This is a genomic window from Hahella sp. NS-SX17 (assembly GCF_057367735.1).
Map to the genome: position 1 here is coordinate 3,436,567 of NZ_CM170632.1, position 21,577 is coordinate 3,458,143.

The following is a 21,577-nucleotide window of genomic DNA, read 5'->3' on the forward strand; positions in this document are numbered from 1 at the left end:
GATGTAATGAATTCATTGACTAAACGCCAGTAGCAGAGAAAGAAACGCTGGAAATAGGAGAGAGGGATCATGGGTTGGTTCAATAATCTGAAAGTCTCCGTAAAGCTGATAGGCTCCTTTCTGTTGATGCTCATACTGATGGCGGTGGTGGGTTACCTCGGCATCTCCAATATGGGGAAAATCAACGAGTCCGACACCAAGATGTATGAACGCGACACCTTGGGCATCTCCCATATCAAGGAAGCCAATATCCAGCTTCTCAACCAAAGCCGCGCGCTCCGCAACCTGATGCTGGCGAGCACCATAGAAGAGCGAGAGCTTTTCATGCGTTCGGTGCAGGAGTTCGACACCGCCTTGAATACCGAGCTGAATATTTCCAAAAGCCTTGCGGAAACCGATGAGGCTAAACGCCTGTATAAAGACCTTGATCGGGCTTACCAGGAATTCATTCCGTTGCGTGACCGCCTGTTGAACATCATCAGGCAGGAAAGTCTGGTGTCGAGCCGGGATTCGACCGATTTCGCCATGAATACTCTGCGTCCGAAGGCGGATGCGCTGGATGGGTTGATGAATGAGCTGGTGCTGGTGATCGAGCAAAACGCGAAAGCCACCTCTGTATCCAATGACCAGCTGTACACTACCAGCAAAACGGTGATGCTGGCGGTGATCGGCGTCGCTGCTGTATTGGGGCTGCTGTTGGGGTTCATTATTTCCCGCGCGATATCGCGCCCTCTGGGACATGCGGCGGATGTAGCCTATCGGCTGTCTGAGGGCGACCTGAATGTGAGCGTCAATGTCAGCAGCCGGGATGAAACCGGTCAGGTGCTGGCGGCGATGTCGCAGATGGTGTCGAAGTTCACCGACATCATCAGCGAGGTGCGCAGTTCGGCGGATAACCTGTCCTCCGCCAGTGAAGAAGTCAGCTCCACCGCGCAATCCCTGTCCCAGGCCGCCAGCGAACAGGCCGCCAGCGTGGAGGAAACCACTGCGTCCATGGAAGAAATGAACGCCAGCATTTCACAGAATACGGAAAACGCGCAAATCACCGAAGACATCGCCACCAAGTCGTCAAAAGAAGCGCAAGAGGGCGGACAGGCGGTGCAGGCCACAGTCACGGCCATGCGCGATATCGCCGGCAAGATCAAAATCATTGATGACATCGCTTACCAGACTAACTTGTTGGCCTTGAACGCCGCCATTGAAGCGGCGCGGGCGGGGGAACACGGCAAAGGTTTCGCTGTGGTGGCGGCGGAAGTGCGTAAGTTGGCGGAACGCAGTCAGACTGCGGCGCAGGAGATCAGCAATCTCGCTGACAACAGCGTGGATCGCGCCGAACGGGCTGGTACGCTACTGGATGAACTGGTGCCCTCCATTGTGAAAACCGCCAGCCTGGTGCAGGAAATCGCCGCCGCCAGTTCCGAGCAGGCCAGCGGCGTAGCCCAGGTCAACACCGCTATGACCCAGGTCAGCCAGGTGACGCAAAGCAACGCCTCCTCCAGCGAAGAGCTGGCGGCGACAGCGGAAGAGTTGAGCAGTCAGGCGCAGCAACTGCAGCATATCATGGCGTTTTTTAAATTGGGCGACAGCCTGTCTGGCGCGGCGCGGACGATTTCGCCTGTACAGAGAGAGTTCGGGGCCAAGCCGTCCGCCAAGGTCAAACCTTTGCGGGTGGTCAACAAGCCGGCGGCGGAAACGCAGGAGCCGGATGAAGCGCACTTCATCCGTTTTTAACCGGAAACCTTCGTCGCAGGCAAAGAGAAGGAAGCGATTTGTCTGCCAGATTAATAAGGAGACGGACATGGCTCAGGCATTGGAGACAAGCGCTCAGCCCGCGGATAGCGAACAGTACCTGACCTTTATGCAAAGCGGGGACATGTATGCGATTCCGCTGTTGGGGGTCAAAGAAATCATTGAGTATGGCGGCATCACTCCGATTCCAACCCTGCCGGATTTTATCCGTGGCGTGATTAACCTGCGCGGCCGGGTGGTGCCGGTGATTGATCTGGGCTGCCGTTTTGGCAAAACGGAAAGAGAGGTGACCCGGCGCACCTGCATTATTATTGTGGAAGTGGGCTCGGGGGAAGAAAACCAGGACATGGGCGTGATCGTAGACAGCGTCAGCGCGGTCATCGATATTCCCGCGACCAACATTCAGCCGCCGCCGGCCTTCGGCGCCAAGATCCGGGTGGACTTCATTCAGGGCATGTGGAAGTCCAACGATCGTTTCGTCATCGTCATGGATATCGACAGGGTGCTTTCCGTCGATGAAATCACCAGTCTGGCGGAAGTTATACAGGAGAGCGTGGCCTGATGACCAAAACCCTGGTTGGCGAGGGCGTTACGCCCAAGTCCGGGCTATATCGGATTGGCGACAGGGATTTCGCCGTTGTTAAACGCTTCGTGCATGATGCGGCGGGCATCTTTCTGACCGACGCCAAGAAGAATCTGGTCACCGGCCGTCTCGCCAAACGTTTGCAGGCGCACAACCTGGAAAGCTACGGAGACTATCTGCGACTGATCGACGCCGACGCGGACGAGCGCCAGATCGCACTGAATCTCCTGACCACCAACGAAACCTATTTTTTCCGTGAGCCCCAGCACTTCGACTATATGCAGCGCCATATTCTGCCCCAGCGCGCGCGAGGCCGCGCGTTCCGGGTGTGGAGCGCGGCCTGTTCCACAGGGGAAGAGCCCTACAGCATCGCCATGCTGCTGGATGACGCATTGGGACAGGCTAACTGGGAAATTCTGGCGACTGACATTTCCACCGATGTGCTTAATCACGCCAAGCGGGGTTGTTATTCCATGCAACGGGCGCAGCACATGCCGCCGAACTATCTGAAGCGCTATTGCCTGAAAGGGGTGGGGCCGGAGGAGGGTAATCTGTTGGTGAACAAAAAACTGCGCGGCGCCGTGCAATTCAGAAACCTTAACTTAAACGCCACACTGCCCAATGTCGGGCAGTTCGACGTCATTTTTTTACGCAATGTCATGATCTATTTTCAGGCGGACACCAAACGCCAACTGATCGCGAAGTTGGTTCAGCATTTACATACGGGCGGTCATTTGTTCATCGGCAGGTCGGAGAGTCTGAATGGCGTGACGGAGCAGCTAGAGCAGATATGTCCCGCCGTGTATCGCAAACCGTAACGATAAAGCCGGAGGAGCCCCTAGAGATATTTCTGGACGTAGGGGAGTTGTATCTGGCGGAGGCCGACACCCGCATTCGCAGCCTGCTCGGAGAAGGGGGGATCATTACGCTGTGGCATCCCCAACTGAAACTGGGAGGGATGTGCCATTTCAGGAAAGTGCGCATGGACGCCGGCGAGCCCTGCGGTCGGGCGCTGAATGCTTCCTATGCGGATGCGGCGTTGAGTCTGTTGCAACTGGAAATGGTGCGCGCGGGGGCGCCGCCTCGGCGTTTCGAGGCGAAGCTGTTTGTCTTCGATGGTCCCGGCGCCGACGAGACGGCGAAAGAAGCGGGCAGGCTGCTGCATGATTTTGGCCTCAAGCTGGCGTTGGATCATAACGGCAGCGGCAATCTGGTGTTCGATGTCTGGAACGGGGACGTCTGGATTCAGAAAGACGCTCCCAGCATGGTCGACGCCGGAAAAGCGCCGCAGGATATTCTGGAGGTTTATCTGGACCCGGGGGAATGGTATTTCTCCGATGCGGACACCCGCATGAAGACGTTGCTGGGCTCTTGCGTGGCGGTGGTGCTGTGGCATCCCAAAAAGCGCCTGGGAGGCATGTGTCACTACATGCTTCCGCAGCGTAACGGCGCAGCGTCCAATCACGGGCTGGACGGGCGTTATGCGGACGAGGCGATGCAACTGTTGGTGGCCGCCTTAAAGAAGGAGAACACGCGGCCGCCGGAATACGAGGTCAAAATCTTTGGAGGCAGCTCTATGTTGGAGGGGTCTTCTATCGACGTGAGTAAAAGAAACATTGAAGCGGCGTATCGCCTGCTCAAGCATCATGGATTTCGGCTGGTGGGCGAAGACCTCGGCGGCCGGGCTCATCGCAATCTGGTGTTCGACGTCTGGAGCGGCGATGTGTGGCTAAGGAAGGGAAGCCGATGAACACTAAGATCAAAGTCATGCTGGTGGATGACTCGGCTGTGGTCAGGCAAGTGCTGCAGCAGGTGCTGGAGCGGGACAAGAATATCGAAGTGATCGGCGCTGCGGCGGACCCGATTTTTGCGCAGTCAAGGATGAGCAAACAGTGGCCGGATGTCGTGGTGCTGGACGTGGAAATGCCCCGTATGGACGGCATCACTTTCCTCAAAAAGCTGATGGCGGAACGGCCCACGCCGGTGGTGATGTGTTCCAGTCTGACCAGCAAGGGCGCGCAGACCAGCATGAAGGCGCTGGCCGCCGGCGCGGTGGCGGTGGTGGCGAAGCCGACTGTGGGGGTGAAAGAGTATCTGGAAAGCGCCGCTGGCGAACTGATCATGGAAATCAAAGCGGCGGCGAGAGCCAACATGCGCAATATGTCATCCATGGCTGCGCCGGCTCAGGCGACGGCGACGCCCGCCAAGCTGACCGCCGACGCAGTGATACCGCTGCGCAGCGGCGGCGCATTCAGCGCCACCAATAAAATCGCCGCGCTGGGCACCTCTACCGGCGGCACTCAGGCTCTGGAGTACGTGCTGACGCGGCTGCCCCGTAATTGCCCGGGTATCGTGATTGTCCAGCACATGCCGGAAAAATTCACCGCGGCGTTTGCGGAGCGCTTGAACAGTATCTGTGAACTGGAAATTCTGGAGGCGGAAAGCGGCCATCAGGTGGCGCCGGGGCGTGCGCTGATTGCTCCCGGCGGCAAGCATATGCTGTTGCGGCGCAGTGGCGCACAGTATTTTGTCGAGATCATGACCGGGCCTCCGGTGAACCGGCATCGTCCATCCGTGGATGTGTTGTTCCGTTCTGTGGCCCAGACAGCGGGTCGCAATGCGTTAGGCGTCATCATGACCGGCATGGGGGACGACGGGGCCAAAGGGCTGCTGGAGTTGCGCAACGCCGGCGCCCTGACTATTGGTCAGGATGAGCGCTCCTGCATCGTTTACGGCATGCCCAAAGAGGCGGCGAAAATCGGCGCGGTAGTCCGGGAAATATCCTTGGATCGTATTCCGCAGTGTATTTTGGATATGGGCGCTTCTCTCACCGCCAGCGCCCAGCGGTGATGACGTTCAGCCTTGTGGCGACGGGGACGTTTCAGTACACAGCAGGCATGCGCCATCCGCGCCGGAGAATGGGAGCGGTCAGGCTCCCCGGAAGTGCTCCATGCGCTGGATAATGGCCTGTAACTGATCATCCAGCCCGGTGACTTCCTCGTAGGTTTTGAAAGTGCGCTCCAGCCCTTTGCGCACCACCTTGGTCAAGGTCTTTTCCTGGCTTTCCAGTAAAGCGAGACTGTCGTAGGCGATCACCAGCTCATCCAGCGTTTCCTCCAGAACCTGGAAGGCGGTTTTATGTTGTCGCTCGCGAATATCGTTGATCTCTTTCAGGGCTTTGCGGCTGTCCCTCAATACGCCTTCTATCAGAGCTATCAGTATCTGGTTCTCCAGTCCCTGGCGGCGAAACTCAGCGCACTCCAGCAACAGCAACAAGTTGTCGCGGACGCGGCCTTTTTTCTCCTCATCATCCGGGGTTTTGGGCACTAACAGTGAGAAGGGCGGAATATTGACTAACAAGCGTTTGTTGAACTCCAGCAGGCGCTGTTCCTGATCTTTGACTCGGAGCAGCAGTTCAGACTCCAGGGGCGAGACGAAGCCTTTGCTGCTATGACTGATTTTGTCGTTCTCCAGGTTGATCTGCACGGAGCCCTGCAGATCAAACTCCTCCAGCGTATCAATGACCAGCCCCGCCAGATCCTGCAGACTGTCGACGCTCATACTGCGACGCAGAAACTCCAGAATCACCCCTTGCTCGCCGGCGACGGTGATGGCGGTCATCGCGGTGGACATCGCCGCTTGCTGGGCTTCTTCTCCCGCCTTGGCCTGTCGTATTTGCTGGATCGCCATGCGTACTTTTTTCCGCAGCACGTCCGGTTGCGCGGGTTTGATCAGGTAATCCCGGCCCCCCGCATCATAGCCCGCAAGCTTTTCCTCCACGGTATCGTGAGCGGATACGAAAATGACTTCCAGATGCTGCGTGGCGGGATTCGCCTTCAGGCGTCGGCAACATTCATAGCCGTCCATTTCCGGCATGGTCACATCCAACAGCACTACATCCAGTTGCGAGTCTTTCTCCGCCATTTGCAACGCTTTGGCGGCGCTGGTGGCGGCTTGCACCGCATAGTCGTCTTTCAGGTTCTCCAGCAGAAAATGCAGGTCGTTAGGAGAATCGTCGACGATCATCACATGGGGCTTTTCGTCGCTCATTGTGGTTCATCCTGAGTTTGAATGAGTTGGGATAAATGGGTTTGAGCCCGCTCGATATCAAATTGGAACAAGGCTTCCTCCAGCGCCGACAGCAATTTGGCCTGTGGCGGATCACTGATGGTTGCGCGAAGTTGTGAGAGAGATTTTTGCGCCTGTCCCAGGTCGCTTTCCAGGTAGCCCCTCAGAAGCAGCAATTGCGGCAGTAACGGAGCATGCTTCTGGCTGGGAGTCGATGACGCAGGTGCGGTTTCTTGCCGGTCCAGGCGGGATAGTCCCGTCAGCACTTCCTCCAGTGCTTGTAATAGAGGGCCCATGAGGTCGTGGATTTTGCCATGGTCGCCTGCGCGGGCGGCGCTTTCCACCAGGCTGGCGGCTTTCCCCAGGGTTTCAGCGCCAATAGTGGCGCCGCTGCCTTTCAGGCCATGAGTGATGATGGAGATCTCCCCCACGGCGTTCTGCTCCGTCAGTGTTCGCAGTTCCTGGGGCGTATCCGACCACTTTTCATAAAAGCTGCTGAGAATGCGTTGGAACAGGGGCCATCGTCCTCCCAGTCGCTGCAGGGCTTCAGTGATATTGAGGCCTGGCAGGGAGGGAATGTCGTGGGCTCCGGCAGATTCGGGGTGAAGGTCTTTCCCGTTAGGAGGCGCGGGGGTTTGGCTTTGCAGCCATTGGCTCAGGGTCTGGAACAGTTCCTCTGCGGCGAAGGGTTTGACGATGTGGCCGTTCATGCCTGCATCACGGCTCAGATCGCGGTCGCTTTGTTGCGCATGTGCGGTCATCGCGAGAATGGGAATGTCCGCATAGCGGCCTCCCAGGGCGCGGATGGCGCGAGTGGCGTCGAGGCCATTGAGCTCCGGCATCTGTACGTCCATCAGTATCAGGTCGTATTCTTTTCCTTGCACGGCGTGGACGGCGGACAGGCCGTTGTCCACCACGTCGGGTTTGACGCCGACGGAGCTGAGCAGGTCAATGGCCACTTCCTGGTTCACCACATTGTCTTCCGCCAGCAGCACCCTGGAGCCCCCGAACCACCAGCTTTGCTCGATAGGGTCATCGGGATCGTCATCCAGACAGCAGGGTCGACAGATTTCGCCTACATAATGGTTTTGCAGCAGTATGAATAAGTCATGGGGACGAATAGGGGGCCGTAACTCGGTGTATTGGATATTCTCATCGTTCGCCAGATTCATTTGGGAGCCGAATACCTGTACGGAGGTGACGACCTGATCGCCGTGTTTGTCGCGCAGCCAATTCAAAATGGCCGTGGGCGGCGCCTGCTGATGGATCAATATCAGATCAAAGGGCCGGTAGGCGGACTCCAGGGCTTTCATGGCCTCCTCCGTAGAGCTGGAGGGCGCCAGATTGGCGATGCCGAGTTCTCGCAGGCTACGTTTGAAAAATGGCGCAATGGATTCTTCCGCCAGCAGCAGAATAGGTTTGTCAGCCCAGGGAGCGGGTGGCGGTTCCCGAGTCGCACCGTCCAAAGACACTGAGTGGTAGGGCAAGGAGAAGTGAAAGTCCGCCCCGGCGCCGGGCTCGCTGCGCACTTGCAGGCGTCCGCCCATGGCTTCGACTAACCGGGAGCTGATGGACAGGCCTAACCCGGTGCCGCCGTAGCGTCGCGTATGAGAGTCATCCGCCTGGCTGAACGGCTCGAAAATCTGCTGTTGTCGATCTGTGGGAATGCCGACGCCCGTGTCTGCGACGCCAAAGACGAGGCGGTCCTCCACCGGGTAGCAGTACAGCGTCACCTCTCCCTGTTTGGTGAACTTCACGGCGTTGGAGAGCAGGTTGCAGAGAATCTGCTTGAGACGTGTCGGATCACCCATTATCTGATCAGGCAGGTGGGCGGCCAGACTGAGGGTCAGGCGCAACCCTTTGTCGGAAGCCTGACCGCAGACGACAGGCAGGCAGCTATCCAGCAGACGACCGAGCGAAAAGGGAATGCGCTCCAGATTGACTTTATCCGCTTCCAGTTTGGAGAAGTCCAGCAGATCGTTGATCACCGCCAGCAACAGTTTGCCGGAAGTGAAAGCGGTCTTCGCGCGCGCTTTTTGGTCCCGGGACAGGTCGCCTTGCAACATGGCCTGCAACATGCCGATAACGCCGTTCAGGGGCGTGCGTATTTCATGGCTCATGTTGGCGATAAACAGGCTTTTCGCCTTGTTGGCGGCCATGGCTTCGTCTCGCGCCTCCTCCAACCGCTTGGTGCGATCTTTGACCATGTCGCCCAAGGAATGCACCATACCTGCGGTCTTTTGCAGCGCGTCCTCCAGCAGCAGGTGGCTTTCATAGAGTTCGCTGGCTTTCTGCTCCAGCAATTGCTCCGCCTGATGACGGGCGGCGCGTTCCCGGGCGAGGGCGCGTTCAAGTACGGCGATGGTTGTCATTGGGGTTTGTTCAGCTCAAAGGTGATATGGTCCTTTTCCTCGGTTCGTTGACTTAGTACGGCTCCGTCATTGAAGTGGGCGAGCGCGCCCCGTATCAACCCTTCCGCCAGGTCTTCCAGGTGTCGGGTTGAATAGTAGAAAAGCAGCAACTGGCTGGGCTGCGGCTGCGAGCAGTCGAAACGCGGCAGTTCCGCGTCTGGGTAGAGCTTCTTCACTTCCTGGTGGATATAAACGTCGATCTTGCTGAGGAACTCAAAAGAGTTGTTGATACCCTCGAAGAACTGCGGATACAGCACATAGAAGCGACCAAACAGATGTTCGCCAAAGGTTTTCAACAAGTCGGGTATGGGGGCGCTTTGACGGGTGCTTAAGGTTTTCAGCAGGTCGACCATTTCGTTGTGGTCGTAGGTGCCTACGGAGGTGTATATCCCTGACACGTGGGACTCATCAATGAGAGCGTCGACTTCCTCAAGCCCGAATTTATCTTCCACCAGTTGCAGAAATTCGGTGAAAACGATGCCTTTCATCTTTCTTCTCTTCCTGAGCAGCTCCGTTATCAAAATTGTAGCAGTGAAGGTGAGCAATGCAATGTAACCTGAGCGATTGTTAATGGCGGCTAAGCCGCGGGGCGCAAGGGTTTCGGAGGCGCAGGCCGGTGCGCTTGCGGGTTTCGGTTGTCCCGCTCAGCGGAGTTTGCTAGGATTCGCCCACTCTTAGGGGAGTAGTCTCCCGGCGACAGCCGGGACGGTCGTCAACAGTCTCCGGGCGCAAAGTCCGTGGCGATCGTGTCCCTCCCAGGATTGATGAGACCTAAGACGCACGAAAAACACCCAGGGGTGGATGTTTTTCGTGCGTCTTGGCGTTTATCCTTCCACCCCAGAGGCTGCATATGATGAAACTACTTGCTCTTCTTAACGCGGGCTCCGTTCCCTGGAATCCGGTCGCACCCAGGGCGTACGCGCCGAACTCCGCTAATGGCGAGGTGATCGCATGACGCTTGCATTGCTTGCTATTGTCGCTGGCCTGGCGCTGTTGGTTTGGAGCGCGGATCGTTTTGTGGAAGGCGCCGCCGCGACGGCGAAGCATGGAGGCATGCCGCCCCTGCTGATAGGCATGGTGATCGTGGGGTTCGGCACATCCGCCCCGGAAATGGTGGTGTCGGCCCTGGCTGCGTCTGAGGGCAATCCCGGACTGGCGCTGGGCAACGGCTACGGCTCCAACATTACCAATATTGCCTTGATTCTTGGTCTGGTGGCGCTGATCAGCCCCATCGCCGTGCACTCACAGGTATTGCGTAAAGAACTGCCGATATTGGCGGCGGTTACGCTGCTATCCGCTGGCTTGTTATGGGATGGCGACCTGACTCGACTGGATGCGGCGATTCTGCTGGTTGTGTTCGCCTGCCTGATGGGCTGGACCATCCGCGAAGGCATGCAGCAACGCTCCGACGCCCTGGCGTCAGAGGTGGACGATGAAATGATCGCGCATCCGATGCCTTTGAAAAGCGCCATATTCTGGCTGGTCGCCGGTTTGATCCTGTTGATCGTCAGCTCCCGTATTCTGGTGTGGGGCGCGGTTACCATAGCGCACAGCCTGGGCGTCAGCGACCTGATCATCGGCTTGACCATCGTGGCCGTCGGCACCTCGCTGCCGGAGCTGGCCTCTTCGCTGGCGGCGATCCGTAAAGGCGAGCACGACCTCGCCATCGGCAACGTCATCGGCTCCAACCTGTTCAACACGCTCACCGTCGTCGGCATCGCCGCCGCTATTCATCCTCTGGAAGTGCAACAGGAAGTCCTGTACCGCGACTGGTCGCTGATGGCTGGCCTCACCTTGGCGCTATTCGTCATGGGCTATGGCTTCAAAGGCAAACAGGGCCGCATCAACCGCGTCGAAGGCGGTATTCTGGTGGCGGTGTACATCGCCTACACCAGTTATCTCGGCTACACCGTGGTGGCCGCTGCTTAAACAGATCGAAGCGGGCGTTGGGACTGAGTCCCGACGCCTGCGGATGATTTATCTTCCTGAGTGTATCTCGGCGAGCATCTCCTGCAACGCCGGACAAATCCTGACTCGCATTATTAGCCCACTGAAGGCCTCAAAACGGAATCTCGCTACCATCCCAGGCGAATAGTTTGCCGGTGTCCTCTGGGCGCAATCGTTCGATAACCTTCATGAGATACCCTGCGGCCTGATCCGGCGTAAAAAGCCGCTGTGGCGGGACGCGTTCCAGAAAGGGTGCGGAGAGGGCGCTGGCCACGGAGCCAGGATGCAGACCGACGACAATCGCCTGTTTATTGCGGCGCGCCACCTCAATGCTTGCGGTCTTGAGCCCCATATTCAGGGCGGCTTTAGAGCTGCGGTAAGCGTACCAGCCGCCTAAACGGTTATCGGAGATACTGCCGACTCTGGCGGATAAGGCGGCGAAAACCGCAGGGCGGCTTGGATGTAACAGTCCGAGGAAGTGTTTGGCCACCAGCATCGGACCAATAACATTGGCGAGGAAGCAGGCTTCAAAGTTCGTTCTTTCCAGCTCTTTCAGCGCCTTCTCAGGTCGCATACTCGCCGTGTGCAGGAGACCCGCCGCCACGATCACTCTATCAATTGGACCTGAAGCGGCGGCGATCTTCGCAGCCTGTTGAATGGATTCCTCATCGCTAAAATCCAGGCGGCCTGACTGGATATTGCTGTGCTCCCAAGTGCGAGGCGAACGGGAGAATGCAAATACCTCGGCGTCGGGCTCGCTGGCGAACCGATAGGTCAGGGCGGCCCCAATAGCGCCGGAAGCGCCGACGATAACGATGCGGAATTGGGTCATGTTGGGCTATCTGTGTGAGGTTATTGCAATGTCTTTGGCGAATACTGGGAATGATACGCAGAGGACGACGGAAAGGTTCAGCGTGGGCGGTAGAGGCGGTAATGCAGTGCGGCGGAAAGAGGGCGAGGAAGAAAGACCGTGGTCACAGCTATTCCGCTGTCACGGCCTCTTTGTCCATGATGCGCGCCGGCTGATTGTTGGCCTCGCGGGTAACCCACTTCTGTAAGGTTTCATATTCCCGGCTGTCCCGTAACGAGGGGACGCAGGTGAGCTTATAGCCCAGGCCAGTCTTCACGGTGCGGGAAAACACGTTGATCAATTGGCCGTTGGCCAGTTCATTTTGCACGTAAAGTACGTCGGTGACAGCGACGCCGCTGAATTTCACGGCGGCGGTGATGGCGGATTCCATGGAGTCCATGATCAGCATCCGGTCCGCACTGACCTGAGCGCTGGACAGGCCCGTATGGGAGAAAAACAGTTCCCAGTCGGACATAGAGGGGTTGGGGCTGATGAAATTCGCCTGATTCATGATCTCCTGGTCGCTCAATCCGCGCAATTGCTCGTAATAGTCTTTGGAGCACACGGCGACCAGGTTTTCCTCGTAAAAGAACTCCTCGGACGGGTCATCGCAAAAGATGATGCCCATATCGTAATGTTCTTTCAGAAAATCGACGGAATGACGCCAGGCGGTCGTCACCTTCAGATTGAGCTCTGTTTCTTCGCGAATGCGGCTGAGGCGCGGCAGCATCCAACGAATGGCGAAAGTGACGGGCACTTTGATTTCGATAAAGTTCTTTTCGTGGGGGATGCCGCAGGCGCCGCGAATGATTTCAAAGGCCTGGGTTAGCTGCTCCCACAGACGCTGTCCGCTGTCTGTCAGTTGCACCTGCTTGTTGTTTCTCACCAACAGCCGCTTTTCGAAATGCAGCTCCAGAGACTTGATATGCTTGCTGACCCCGCTGTGGTTGATGCACAGCTCTTCTGACGCTTTAGAAAAACTCTGGTGGCGGGCGACTGCTTCAAAAACTTCCAAGGCTTTTAATGAAGGCCGTGAGTTACTCCTCATACATCCCTCCTGGAAAAAATATCACAGCGATGTGCAATATAATCAATTTACTTTTTTGAGTCGATTAAAATATCTTTTTCTAAATAAAAACAAATTGTAACGTTGCTTTTTGCATGATTTTGACAAGGTTGTCACTGTTCGCGGCGACAGGTTTAGTTCTCGGAATGCGGCGGTTTGACTGGCGCAATGAGAGGCGGACCGTCGGCCGGATAGATGTGTCGTCATGCCGGTTAGAGGGATTTTCCTCCTGACTGGCCTGGTATTTCAACTCTCCGTCCACGCACCGTTCGATTCGTCGCTGGTTTTGTGGGTGGTTGTTTGGAGGCTTGTGATACAACGGGCGTCCAAACCCGACATTCATCCAATGATTTTCCAGCGTATGACGCCCAGGCCAGGGGCGCACATGGAAAGCCCGCCGCAAACCCGGATGTTGCAGGCAATTGCAGGACCCGGCTCAGAGCGATATAACGCAGCAACGCCAAGCGTAAGGTAACGCGTTTGACCTGACAAACCAATGTTCCAAGTCAAGAAGTAATGGAAAGGAAGTTCGCAATATGAATATCGTAATCATTGGCGGGGGCCAACAAGCCCACGCGCTTCTGGGTATTTTCGCCTCACGAGGGCAGGAAGTTTCGATGCTGACCCGGAAAGCCCAGGAAATAAACGAAAGACTGGGCGCCAATGGCCAGATTGTCGTATCCACCCCCTATGGAGAGGATCTACACGCCAAGCCGGTGCGGGTGACGGACAATCCCGCCGAAGTCATACCTCAGGCGGATCTGATTTTTATCACCAATCCCGCTAACGATCGTCCCCGCGTATTGGCGCAGATCGCCAATCTGATTTCTGAAGACAAGGTCGTGCAGCTATGCGCGATACCCGGTTGGGGCGCTTTCGACTGGATGGTGGACTATCACATCGGCCGACGCTCCAATGTGTACGCCTGGGGCATCAAGGACACGCCGGTAATGGCGTCCCATCTTGTGCCGGGCCAAAGCGTGAGCATACTCGGGTTCAAGAAGGAACTGTTTTACGCCATTTCCAATCCAACCCATATCAAAGTGGAATTGGCCAAGAAAGCCCTGGAGAAGCTGTTCTACCAGCCGGCGAGCCGGGTGGAGCACTACATTGAGCTGAGCGCCTGCGCCGGCAACCCCATAGAGCACTTGCCAATTCTGTATTCTCTGGTGGGGCCGTATTCGCAGTGGGACGGCAAGCCCTTCAAGGAACGGCTGAACTTCTATGAGGATCTTACGGAGTTCGCCGCCTATCTCATCAAAAAATGCGACGAAGAGCAGCAGGCCATTCTGGCTGCGCTGAAAGACGTCTATCGTTCTGAATTTCCGTTCGCTCTGCCGCTGCACGAAGATGTCGTGAAAATATACGGCAGACAGATCTCCGATCCACGCACACTGTACACCACCTTCCGCACCAACCCGGCTTATGCCGGCATCAAGATTCCCATGCTGACGTGCGAAGGCGGTTTTGAAGTCAATCGTCGCCATCGTATTTTCACGGAAGATGTGCCTTACGGTATGGATTTCTTCCTGGAAGCCGCTAAAAGACTGAACGTATATACCCCCATGCTCACTGAAATTCGTGATTGGGCTTATGAATACTGCGGGGGCTTTGAAGACAGCATCACACGTTATTTCCCCTCGGGTTGGCCGCAACGTCCCATGGCGTTGGTGCGTTAACCGAAGGAGCAGGGTAGTAATGGTGACAATTAAATCATGCCGGCAAGGCGGCGTGAGAGGAGAGGCTGCGCCCTGTCTGGCGCCGTTGATTCATCCTCTGACGCAAAGAGTGCTGGATTCCGATCCGGCCCGGGTGAATGCTCTGATGGAAGCGCAGGGCTCCCCCGTACACCTGATGTTTCCACAGATATTTGAAGAAAATCTTTACCGCTTTCGGCGGGTCTACGCCAACGCCGACATCCGCGGAGACCTGTTGTATGCGATGAAGGTCAACCGCTGCGACAGCTTTCTTAAAGCCGCTGCGATCAATGGCGTGGGGGCGGACGCTTCCAGCCTGTTCGAACTGCAAGACGCCCTGGCGGCGGGCGTGGAGGGCGATAAATGCTCCCTGTCCGGCGCTTTCAAGAGCCCTGATTTTGTCGAGCTGGGCGTGAAAGTGGGAGCGGTCGTCGCCATCGACTCGGCGGAAGAATTCCATGGCCTGCAGGAGCTGCTGCTGGCGTCTCACAAAGGGGGTAAAGCCCGTATCAAGCTGCGCTGGAACGGCGACGTCGGCGCCAGTCGCTTTGGTATGAACAGCGAGATGTTGAGGAGGCTGGCGGATGCGCTGAAACCGTTCAGAGGGCGACTTGAGCTGGAGGGCGTCGCCTTTCATCTGGGAGGTTACTCCATCCGTCAGCGGGCCGAGGCGCTGGCGGTGTCCATTGAAATGATTCGCTACTTCCGTGAACTGGGCTTTAACGCCCATGGCGTTAATATCGGCGGCGGCTTTCCGACCCGATACCTCTCCCGAGACAGTTGGGAGGCGTTCCAAAGGTACAACGGGCCTCAATACTATATAGACGGCCGCCCCCCGGACGATTTTTATCCCTATTGGTCCCCTCGCGTCAAGGAAGAAGCGCTGGAGGACATTTTGGCGACCTGCGGCAATCGCGAACGCCTGCGTCAGGAGAGTGTGGCCTTATACGCCGAGCCCGGGCGGGCGTTGGTGGATCAGGCGGGCGCCACCTTGTTTCGCGTCAAAGGCGTCAAACGTTTGGGGGCGGATAAGCACGTCATCATCATCGACGGCTTCAGCTTCAGCGCTTGTGAAACCTGGTTCCATTCGGAATTTCTGGTCGACCCGATCGTGATTGGCGCTGGCCAGGGCGATGCTGGCGTCGCCTATATCGCAGGCGGTAGCTGCCTGGAGTCGGACGTGCTGACGAAGCGATGGATTCCTTTCAAGAATCTGCCGCAACCAGGAGATTGTCTGGCCTTTGTGAACACCGCCGGTTATCAGATGGATCTCATGGAGACCCGTTTTCATCGTGCGCCGACACCGCAAAAACTTGCGTTAGTCGCAACCGACGCCCATGAAGGAGGGCATGGCGATTGGTCATGGCGATTGGATGAGTCGTTCTGAGCAGTTTCGCAATCAGGACTGGAAAGCACTGATATATAACGAATAAGGAATGAACATGATTAAAACGAAAGTGTCGGAATTAATCGGCGAGACCCCTCTACTGGAGCTGCCTTTGCAGGACTGCTCCTGGAAATTGTTGCTGAAGCTGGAAAAGTTCAATCCCGGCATGAGCATGAAAGACCGCATGGCCCGCAGCATGATCGAAACTGCGCTGAGCGAGGGGCGTTTACAGCCGGGCGGCGTCATCGTGGAGTCGTCTTCCGGCAATACCGCAACCGGATTGGCGTTATTGGCGGCGGAAATGGGCTTTCGCTTTATCGCTGTGATGGATCATCACGCCGCGGCCGAGAAAGTCATGGCGGTGAAGGCCTATGGCGGAGAAGTGCATATCGTCAAAGGCGATTACGCCGACGATGAGGTGGCGACGGTGGAGAGAGAGCTGACGGCGGCGCGTCTGGCCAGTGAAATCGAGGGCGCCTGTTTTATGGATCAGTCCAACAACCTGGCGAATCCAGGCGGCTACTCCAGCACGCTGGCTCATGAGCTGATTCGCGACACCGATGGCGGCATCGATGTGCTGGTGGCCTGTGTCGGCACTGGAGGCTCCATCACCGGCGTGGCCTCGGAATTGAAGCGCTATTGTCCGGATATTCGCATCTTTGGCGTAGAGCCGGTGGGGTCAGTGGTGTTTCGAAATGAGGGCGGGCCTTACTACCAATCCGGCACCGGCGTTCCACCGGGTGACTCCATCGGCGCGGCGTTTCGTAGGGAGTTAGTGGATTGCGGTTATCAGGTGACCGATGCGGAGGCGTTTGAAACCTGCCGTTATCTGGCGCGTCAGCGCGGGCTGTTGATTGGCGGCTCGGCAGGAGGCGCGGTGTATCAAAGCGTCAAGCTCGCTCAGAACCTGAGTGGCGGCGGGACGATGGTCTGTATTGTCTGTGATGGAGGGGAAAAATATCTGCCGACGATTTTCAATGATGAGTGGATGAACGAGAGGGGGCTGTTCGAGCCGCGCGTGCATCAGGAGTTAAACCGCTGGCTGACGCCCGCTTCTCCCGGGAGGATCAACAAGGCCCGGGCGGCGGCGGACGCCAGAGCGGCGAGCCTGTGTCTCTGACACAGGCGTGACGCGATGCGGTTTTGGCGTTCACAAGGGGGTGAACGCCGAGCAGTCAACCGTGAATAAAAAACAGGGATACCAAAATGGAAAACACACACAATAGCAAAGCCATGGCGTTTGTTTTTATTGCTGTCGTCGCTGGCACAGGGATGGATGCTTTCGTCAAACAGGTGGGGGAAGAAGTCGACACATGGCAGCTGCTGTTCCTGAGGTGGTGCTTCGCTGCGCTGCTCTTAATACCCATGGCGGTAAAAGAAGGCGCGGATATTTTCGTCTGGAAGACGCCGAAAGCGCACCTGATGCGCGGCGTGCTCAACTGCATCGCTTCCTTTCTGCTGTTTTATTCTCTCGCCAATCTGCCGCTGGCGGTGGTGGTGACGATTTTCTTCGCGGAGCCTTTGTTTATCGTGCCCATCTCTGCGCTTTGGTTGAAAGAAAAGGTAGCGCCTGGACATTGGCTGGCGACACTTGTCGGCTTTATCGGGGTTCTGTTGATCGCCCGACCCAGTGGCGACTTCACGCCGCTGGAGATTATTTATCCGTTCGCCGGCGCTTTGGGCTTCGCTCTGCTACATATCGGCACTAAAAAGTACGGCTCTCAGGAAAGCCCTATCAGCCTGATGTTCTGGCTGGCGATCCTGACGATTCTGATGTCGGGCCCCATGGCGGTGGCGGACTGGTCGCCGGTGTCTGTAAAAGACTTTTCCTTTATCGGCCTGATCGCCGTATTAGGCTCTGTATACAGCTACTTCTGGATAGTCGGCCTGCGTATCGGCAGCGCCGCCATCGCCGCCCACATCAGCTATCTCTCTTTACCGTTGGCCTACCTGATCGGCTGGGCGTTCTTCGATGAAACGCCGGACATCTATACCTTATTAGGAAGCGGAGTCATCTTCCTGTCCGTACTGATGGTGTCAGTGAAAAACGGCATGAAACTACCCATTCCACGAGCCTTGCGGCGAGGCAAAACCTACAACGCCAAGACATCCTGACTGAGTCCCGGGTCCAGGCGACCCGGGAAAACCGATGATTTTCTGATTTCTATCATCAACAGCCGAAACACCTTATAGCCCCAATGCTTTGCGATATAAAGGCGCTCAAGGCGAAGTTGTCACAGGAATTCAGCGCATGCCGCTAATAAAACGACCGATTGACCCTGCTGTACCTCATCTCTAGTATCCCTGATTTCAACATTTAGTAGCCTTTATTCGTTTTACGCTGACAAACGCCAAGTACCCCATGTTAAAGCGCTTATTCGCCTCCCGTAGACATCCCTACGTTCCTCGCTTAGACAAACCAGAAAATATCGTAATTGACTTAAGCGGCGCCAAGCTGTGCTTGCAACTGCCGCCGCATCACAATTATGAGGGGGTTGAAGCAAGGCAAGCTCCTATTCCCCAGGTCAATATTTATGACCAGTCAATCTATCGTGACAGTACACCTGAAGATCCATTTTCGAGCTCTTTCTTCATTAAGCGGGGTTGGGAATATTACGGCCCAATATGGCGTATGCAGCCAGTGGCCTCCACCACCTTTATTGCAGTGGTGGAACAGGTTAACTGTTTGCCAGAAGGGATGAGTTGCTTTAACCCTAATCATTTAGAGCAAGCCCTCATACGTCTGCTTTATCGTATGGGGCCAGAGAATCCACATTTTGGAGAAATATTAGCGCCAGTTAATTGGGTAGTTCGGAATTTAGGTGGTAGCTCGTGGGTGCATTATGAAATCCACAAGGATCTAAGCAAAGTCCATGCGCCTTCACCTTCCAGTGCGGCTAGTTATTCAAGCTATGTGGTGACGCCTCTGGATGATAGCCATTATCTGCGTCTGATGTTTCATAATCATGGTTATGTACCAGTGGAAGACGCAATTCGGAATATGAATGCCCTGAGAGACAAAGTATGCAGACATATCACGCTGGAGCTCAGTCCCTCGTCCCGAGCGCAAATGGAGCAAGCCAGAGTACGCTGGCCAGATGCTCGCATTTCTCCCCGCCGAGAACCTGAAAACTGGGTGTATCCAGAGTGGCGAGATGGAAAAAACGACAACGAACCCCGTGTGGTGATACTGAAGGCCGGTTCGCCGCCTCCGACTTTTGTGCCCTAAGTAAATTTGCTTGCTGGAAACATCTGGAAAAACGTACCTGTGCGAGAGTAAAACGCTGCACATTGTGGTCATTTCACATGGCCAGCAATCCACGCGCTGGCCCACGACCAACAAAACATAAGTAATATGGACGATTGACCCTATTAGAGCCTGTCCCTAGTATTTGCGATACCCTTCATATAGTGAGTAGCCTCTGTCGCTTATGCTGACAGGGCAGAAATGGATTAACGCCAAATATTCTATGCTAAAACGCTTATTCGCCTCCCGCAGACATCCCTACATTCCTGGCTTAGACAAACCAGAAAATATCGAAATTGACTTAAGCGGCGCCAAACTGTGTTTGCAACTGCCACCTCATCACGATTCTGATGGATTTGAGGACGTACAAGCACCGATTTCCCAGGTCAATATTTATGACCCAGCGCTGTACCGTGACAGCACCCTTGATGACCCCTTTTCCAGCACCGTGTTTATTAAGCGAAACTGGGATTATTACGGCCCGTTCTGGCGCTTGAGGCGTCTGGGTTATACGACCTTCATTGCGGTCGTGGAACGGGCTAACTGCCTGCCGGAAGGGATGAGTTGTTTTAACCCCCATCATCTGGAGCAGGCGCTAATACACTTAATTTATCAAATGGGGCCGAATACTCCAGCCAGAGGTGAAAGGATCGCACCAGTGAACTGGGCGGTGCGTCAGTCGGGCGATAGCTTATGGGTGCACTATGAAGTACATAAGAACTTGGGAGAGCTGATTGAAGAGGAGGCTTTTATGCGGGCCCAATACTCCAGTTACGCCGTGACCCCCTTGGATGACCGCCATTACCTTCGTCTAATGTTCCATAACAACGGCTATGCCCCCGTGGAATACGCCATCCGACACCTGAATGTCCTGCGGGACAAGGTCTGCCACCATATCGAGTTGAAACATAGTCCCTCGGCCCGAGCCCGGCAGGAACAGGCCCGACAGCGCTGGCCTGGTGCCCGCATTTCACTCCAGCGGGAGCCGGAAAACTGGGTGTACCCGGAATGGCGGTATGGAGAGTCCGGCATAGGCGAACCCCGTGTGGTGATTCTTAAACCCGGTTCCTCACCGCCGTCTTTTGTCCCCTAAGTATATTTGCTCACCGGAAACCATCTAAATAACGAACTTAAACGAGGAGAAAGTTGTGTCTCTTAAGGACCCACAATGGCCTGCGATTATCACTAAAGAAGAAGATCCCAATGTGCAGCGCAATGTGCTGATCAATAAGCGGAATTATGACAACTGGCTGAGGATTAAGCGTCAGCACTCCGGGAACTTTTACATGACCAGTATGTACAGGGCTATCTATACGCTGGCGCTGACTCCCGGCGCCCAGACCGGCGGGATGAAACAACAAGACTTCGGGGCTATGCGGTTGCAATACAGTATTGAGCCAAATGGTGATGTCAAAGTGTTGTGGTTGTGTGTCGACGAAAAAGGCCTTGAGCCGGCTACCAGCAATAATCCTGGGCTTTACCAAGTTGGTTGGAATCAGGCGGAAAAAGATTGGGAAACAGACAATAAACCACAGACGGTGATGGAACTTAGCCATCAGTGGAGCGGTGCCCATACCGCAGCGGTGGTGGGTAAGTTTGCAAACAAAGAGGAAGCTGGTCAGAAGATCTTTGTCCATATCGCCAACGCCTACTCCGTGGCCTTCAGTCCAAACACCGTCAAACAGGCGGGTAGCCACTTTTCTCTGGTCTGGCTGAATAATGATTTCAACAACCAGCAGTACGTGAAAAACATAGCCTCCATGATTCAGAATGCGCAAAAGAAAAACGCGAATATTCGCTGGCTGATTCATGGCGAAGGGGCGGGCTCTTTTGTAAAAGCCCTGGAAACTATTCAAAGTAACCCTCTTGCCAATAATGTAATTGCCGCTGGGAATAAGTTGGAAAATCAGATTGTGTATTTTTCCAACCCACGAGGGAAAAACACCACGGAAAAAGCGTTGAAAGACCTGTGTGAAAAAGTGGGCTTACACTATGCTGGCGTTCAGGTTAATCCTACTGATATTTTAGGTAACAAAGACGCTCGTCAAGCATTTATCGCGGAAATGGAAAAACTTGCGGCAAAGTCTGTTATCTCTGGAGTGACCGGGGCTGCGGGCTACACAGTGCTTGAGAAAAGTTATGAAATGTTCTCCTCCGCCAGTAGTATTTTGGCTGCGGTTTTTTTTGGTGTGTCTGGTTACGTATTAGCCAAGGAAAGTGCGGGCAAGTTCAGCGCGTACGCCCGGAATGTACCAGGATTTGTGTCCACAGCCTTTGGCAAAGGCAACCAGGAATGGAAGGGTTGATGAAACCTTTCCATAATCGTCAGTCGTTATCAGTTCAAGCGTATTAATCGATTTCGCTTGTTTTGACACGATAGTTGTAATCACGGATTCAGATATCTAACTATCCCCCACCTACATAACATTCGCTCGGCTGTTGGGTTATCTCTTGCGATTGATGCCCGCAAGCCGAGAGACTTCTTTTATGGGACGACATGGGTTTTGTCTCCTGAGCTCCTCTGATCACGCAGGAGGGGCTTTCAATTGCTTACGAAAGCAGATATATCGAG

Annotated in this window: 18 protein-coding genes; 13 read left to right on the forward strand and 5 right to left on the reverse strand. The window is 55.5% G+C overall.

What is annotated here, in order from left to right:
- Window positions 1–69: 69 nt before the first annotated feature.
- The 5 genes from AC2IBB_RS15335 (at window position 70) to AC2IBB_RS15355 (ending at window position 5,182) form a co-directional block, all read left to right on the forward strand.
- Window positions 70–1,731: a methyl-accepting chemotaxis protein gene (locus AC2IBB_RS15335; RefSeq protein ID WP_486333700.1), complete on the forward strand. Its 1,662-nt coding sequence runs from the start codon at window positions 70–72 to the stop codon at window positions 1,729–1,731.
- 67 nt (window positions 1,732–1,798) lie between these two features.
- The gene (locus AC2IBB_RS15340; protein WP_486333701.1) at window positions 1,799–2,311 is read left to right on the forward strand and encodes a chemotaxis protein CheW; all 513 of its coding nucleotides are present in this window, start codon (window positions 1,799–1,801) and stop codon (window positions 2,309–2,311) included.
- Window positions 2,311–3,150 (forward strand): CheR family methyltransferase, encoded by an 840-nt coding sequence (locus AC2IBB_RS15345; protein WP_486333702.1) that lies wholly within the window; start codon window positions 2,311–2,313, stop codon window positions 3,148–3,150. The genes AC2IBB_RS15340 and AC2IBB_RS15345 overlap by 1 nt, the downstream gene beginning before the upstream one ends.
- Window positions 3,123–4,082, forward strand: a complete 960-nt coding sequence (locus AC2IBB_RS15350; RefSeq protein ID WP_486333703.1) for a chemotaxis protein CheD — start codon at window positions 3,123–3,125, stop codon at window positions 4,080–4,082. The genes AC2IBB_RS15345 and AC2IBB_RS15350 overlap by 28 nt, the downstream gene beginning before the upstream one ends.
- A complete protein-coding gene (locus AC2IBB_RS15355; protein WP_486333704.1) occupies window positions 4,079–5,182 on the forward strand; it encodes a protein-glutamate methylesterase/protein-glutamine glutaminase in 1,104 nt (367 codons plus the stop codon). Before AC2IBB_RS15350 ends, AC2IBB_RS15355 begins: the two co-directional genes overlap by 4 nt.
- 78 nt (window positions 5,183–5,260) lie before the next feature.
- On the opposite strand, the gene AC2IBB_RS15360 is transcribed toward AC2IBB_RS15355, so the two are convergent.
- Genes AC2IBB_RS15360 through AC2IBB_RS15370 form a run of 3 tightly spaced genes read right to left on the reverse strand, consistent with a single transcriptional unit; the run spans window position 5,261 to window position 9,299 of the window.
- Window positions 5,261–6,382, reverse strand: a complete 1,122-nt coding sequence (locus tag AC2IBB_RS15360) for a response regulator (protein WP_486333705.1) — start codon at window positions 6,380–6,382, stop codon at window positions 5,261–5,263.
- Window positions 6,379–8,772, reverse strand: a complete 2,394-nt coding sequence (locus tag AC2IBB_RS15365; RefSeq protein ID WP_486333706.1) for an ATP-binding protein — start codon at window positions 8,770–8,772, stop codon at window positions 6,379–6,381. The genes AC2IBB_RS15360 and AC2IBB_RS15365 overlap by 4 nt, the downstream gene beginning before the upstream one ends.
- Window positions 8,769–9,299, reverse strand: a complete 531-nt coding sequence (locus AC2IBB_RS15370) for a heme NO-binding domain-containing protein (RefSeq protein ID WP_486333707.1) — start codon at window positions 9,297–9,299, stop codon at window positions 8,769–8,771. The genes AC2IBB_RS15365 and AC2IBB_RS15370 overlap by 4 nt, the downstream gene beginning before the upstream one ends.
- A gap of 463 nt (window positions 9,300–9,762) precedes the next feature.
- On the opposite strand from AC2IBB_RS15370, the gene AC2IBB_RS15375 reads away from it, so the two are divergent.
- A complete protein-coding gene (locus AC2IBB_RS15375; RefSeq protein WP_486333708.1) occupies window positions 9,763–10,740 on the forward strand; it encodes a calcium/sodium antiporter in 978 nt (325 codons plus the stop codon).
- Between the two features lie 130 nt (window positions 10,741–10,870).
- On the opposite strand, the gene AC2IBB_RS15380 is transcribed toward AC2IBB_RS15375, so the two are convergent.
- The gene (locus AC2IBB_RS15380) at window positions 10,871–11,590 is read right to left on the reverse strand and encodes an SDR family NAD(P)-dependent oxidoreductase (RefSeq protein ID WP_486333709.1); all 720 of its coding nucleotides are present in this window, start codon (window positions 11,588–11,590) and stop codon (window positions 10,871–10,873) included.
- Window positions 11,591–11,738: 148 nt separating this feature from the next.
- Entirely contained in the window at window positions 11,739–12,656 is a 918-nt protein-coding gene (locus AC2IBB_RS15385) for a LysR family transcriptional regulator (protein ID WP_486333710.1), read from the reverse strand.
- 554 nt (window positions 12,657–13,210) lie between these two features.
- Between AC2IBB_RS15385 and AC2IBB_RS15390 the strand changes: the two genes are divergently transcribed.
- The 7 genes from AC2IBB_RS15390 (at window position 13,211) to AC2IBB_RS15420 (ending at window position 21,311) form a co-directional block, all read left to right on the forward strand.
- Window positions 13,211–14,353 carry an NAD/NADP octopine/nopaline dehydrogenase family protein gene (locus AC2IBB_RS15390; RefSeq protein ID WP_486333711.1) on the forward strand — a complete coding sequence of 381 codons (1,143 nt, stop codon included), beginning with the start codon at window positions 13,211–13,213 and terminating at the stop codon, window positions 14,351–14,353.
- 19 nt (window positions 14,354–14,372) lie between these two features.
- Window positions 14,373–15,758 carry a Y4yA family PLP-dependent enzyme gene (locus AC2IBB_RS15395; RefSeq protein WP_486333712.1) on the forward strand — a complete coding sequence of 462 codons (1,386 nt, stop codon included), beginning with the start codon at window positions 14,373–14,375 and terminating at the stop codon, window positions 15,756–15,758.
- Between the two features lie 55 nt (window positions 15,759–15,813).
- Window positions 15,814–16,878 (forward strand): PLP-dependent cysteine synthase family protein, encoded by a 1,065-nt coding sequence (locus AC2IBB_RS15400; protein WP_486333713.1) that lies wholly within the window; start codon window positions 15,814–15,816, stop codon window positions 16,876–16,878.
- 86 nt (window positions 16,879–16,964) lie between these two features.
- Complete coding sequence (locus AC2IBB_RS15405) at window positions 16,965–17,873, forward strand: DMT family transporter (RefSeq protein ID WP_486333714.1); 909 nt, start codon at window positions 16,965–16,967, stop codon at window positions 17,871–17,873.
- A gap of 247 nt (window positions 17,874–18,120) precedes the next feature.
- Window positions 18,121–18,987 (forward strand): hypothetical protein, encoded by an 867-nt coding sequence (locus tag AC2IBB_RS15410; RefSeq protein ID WP_486333715.1) that lies wholly within the window; start codon window positions 18,121–18,123, stop codon window positions 18,985–18,987.
- A gap of 241 nt (window positions 18,988–19,228) precedes the next feature.
- Window positions 19,229–20,098 carry a hypothetical protein gene (locus AC2IBB_RS15415; protein WP_486333716.1) on the forward strand — a complete coding sequence of 290 codons (870 nt, stop codon included), beginning with the start codon at window positions 19,229–19,231 and terminating at the stop codon, window positions 20,096–20,098.
- 55 nt (window positions 20,099–20,153) lie between these two features.
- A complete protein-coding gene (locus AC2IBB_RS15420) occupies window positions 20,154–21,311 on the forward strand; it encodes a hypothetical protein (protein WP_486333717.1) in 1,158 nt (385 codons plus the stop codon).
- The last annotated feature ends 266 nt before the right edge of the window (window positions 21,312–21,577 follow it).

Bases quoted from the DNA above. Each gene is read 5' to 3' on its own strand.
- AC2IBB_RS15335 (WP_486333700.1), top strand. From the start codon at position 70: ATGGGTTGGTTCAATAATCTGAAAGTCTCCGTAAAGCTGATAGGCTCC.
- AC2IBB_RS15340 (WP_486333701.1), top strand. From the start codon at position 1,799: ATGGCTCAGGCATTGGAGACAAGCGCTCAGCCCGCGGATAGCGAACAG.
- AC2IBB_RS15345 (WP_486333702.1), top strand. From the start codon at position 2,311: ATGACCAAAACCCTGGTTGGCGAGGGCGTTACGCCCAAGTCCGGGCTA.
- AC2IBB_RS15350 (WP_486333703.1), top strand. From the start codon at position 3,123: ATGTCCCGCCGTGTATCGCAAACCGTAACGATAAAGCCGGAGGAGCCC.
- AC2IBB_RS15355 (WP_486333704.1), top strand. From the start codon at position 4,079: ATGAACACTAAGATCAAAGTCATGCTGGTGGATGACTCGGCTGTGGTC.
- AC2IBB_RS15360 (WP_486333705.1), bottom strand. From the start codon at position 6,382: ATGAGCGACGAAAAGCCCCATGTGATGATCGTCGACGATTCTCCTAAC.
- AC2IBB_RS15365 (WP_486333706.1), bottom strand. From the start codon at position 8,772: ATGACAACCATCGCCGTACTTGAACGCGCCCTCGCCCGGGAACGCGCC.
- AC2IBB_RS15370 (WP_486333707.1), bottom strand. From the start codon at position 9,299: ATGAAAGGCATCGTTTTCACCGAATTTCTGCAACTGGTGGAAGATAAA.
- AC2IBB_RS15375 (WP_486333708.1), top strand. From the start codon at position 9,763: ATGACGCTTGCATTGCTTGCTATTGTCGCTGGCCTGGCGCTGTTGGTT.
- AC2IBB_RS15380 (WP_486333709.1), bottom strand. From the start codon at position 11,590: ATGACCCAATTCCGCATCGTTATCGTCGGCGCTTCCGGCGCTATTGGG.
- AC2IBB_RS15385 (WP_486333710.1), bottom strand. From the start codon at position 12,656: ATGAGGAGTAACTCACGGCCTTCATTAAAAGCCTTGGAAGTTTTTGAA.
- AC2IBB_RS15390 (WP_486333711.1), top strand. From the start codon at position 13,211: ATGAATATCGTAATCATTGGCGGGGGCCAACAAGCCCACGCGCTTCTG.
- AC2IBB_RS15395 (WP_486333712.1), top strand. From the start codon at position 14,373: ATGGTGACAATTAAATCATGCCGGCAAGGCGGCGTGAGAGGAGAGGCT.
- AC2IBB_RS15400 (WP_486333713.1), top strand. From the start codon at position 15,814: ATGATTAAAACGAAAGTGTCGGAATTAATCGGCGAGACCCCTCTACTG.
- AC2IBB_RS15405 (WP_486333714.1), top strand. From the start codon at position 16,965: ATGGAAAACACACACAATAGCAAAGCCATGGCGTTTGTTTTTATTGCT.
- AC2IBB_RS15410 (WP_486333715.1), top strand. From the start codon at position 18,121: ATGTTAAAGCGCTTATTCGCCTCCCGTAGACATCCCTACGTTCCTCGC.
- AC2IBB_RS15415 (WP_486333716.1), top strand. From the start codon at position 19,229: ATGCTAAAACGCTTATTCGCCTCCCGCAGACATCCCTACATTCCTGGC.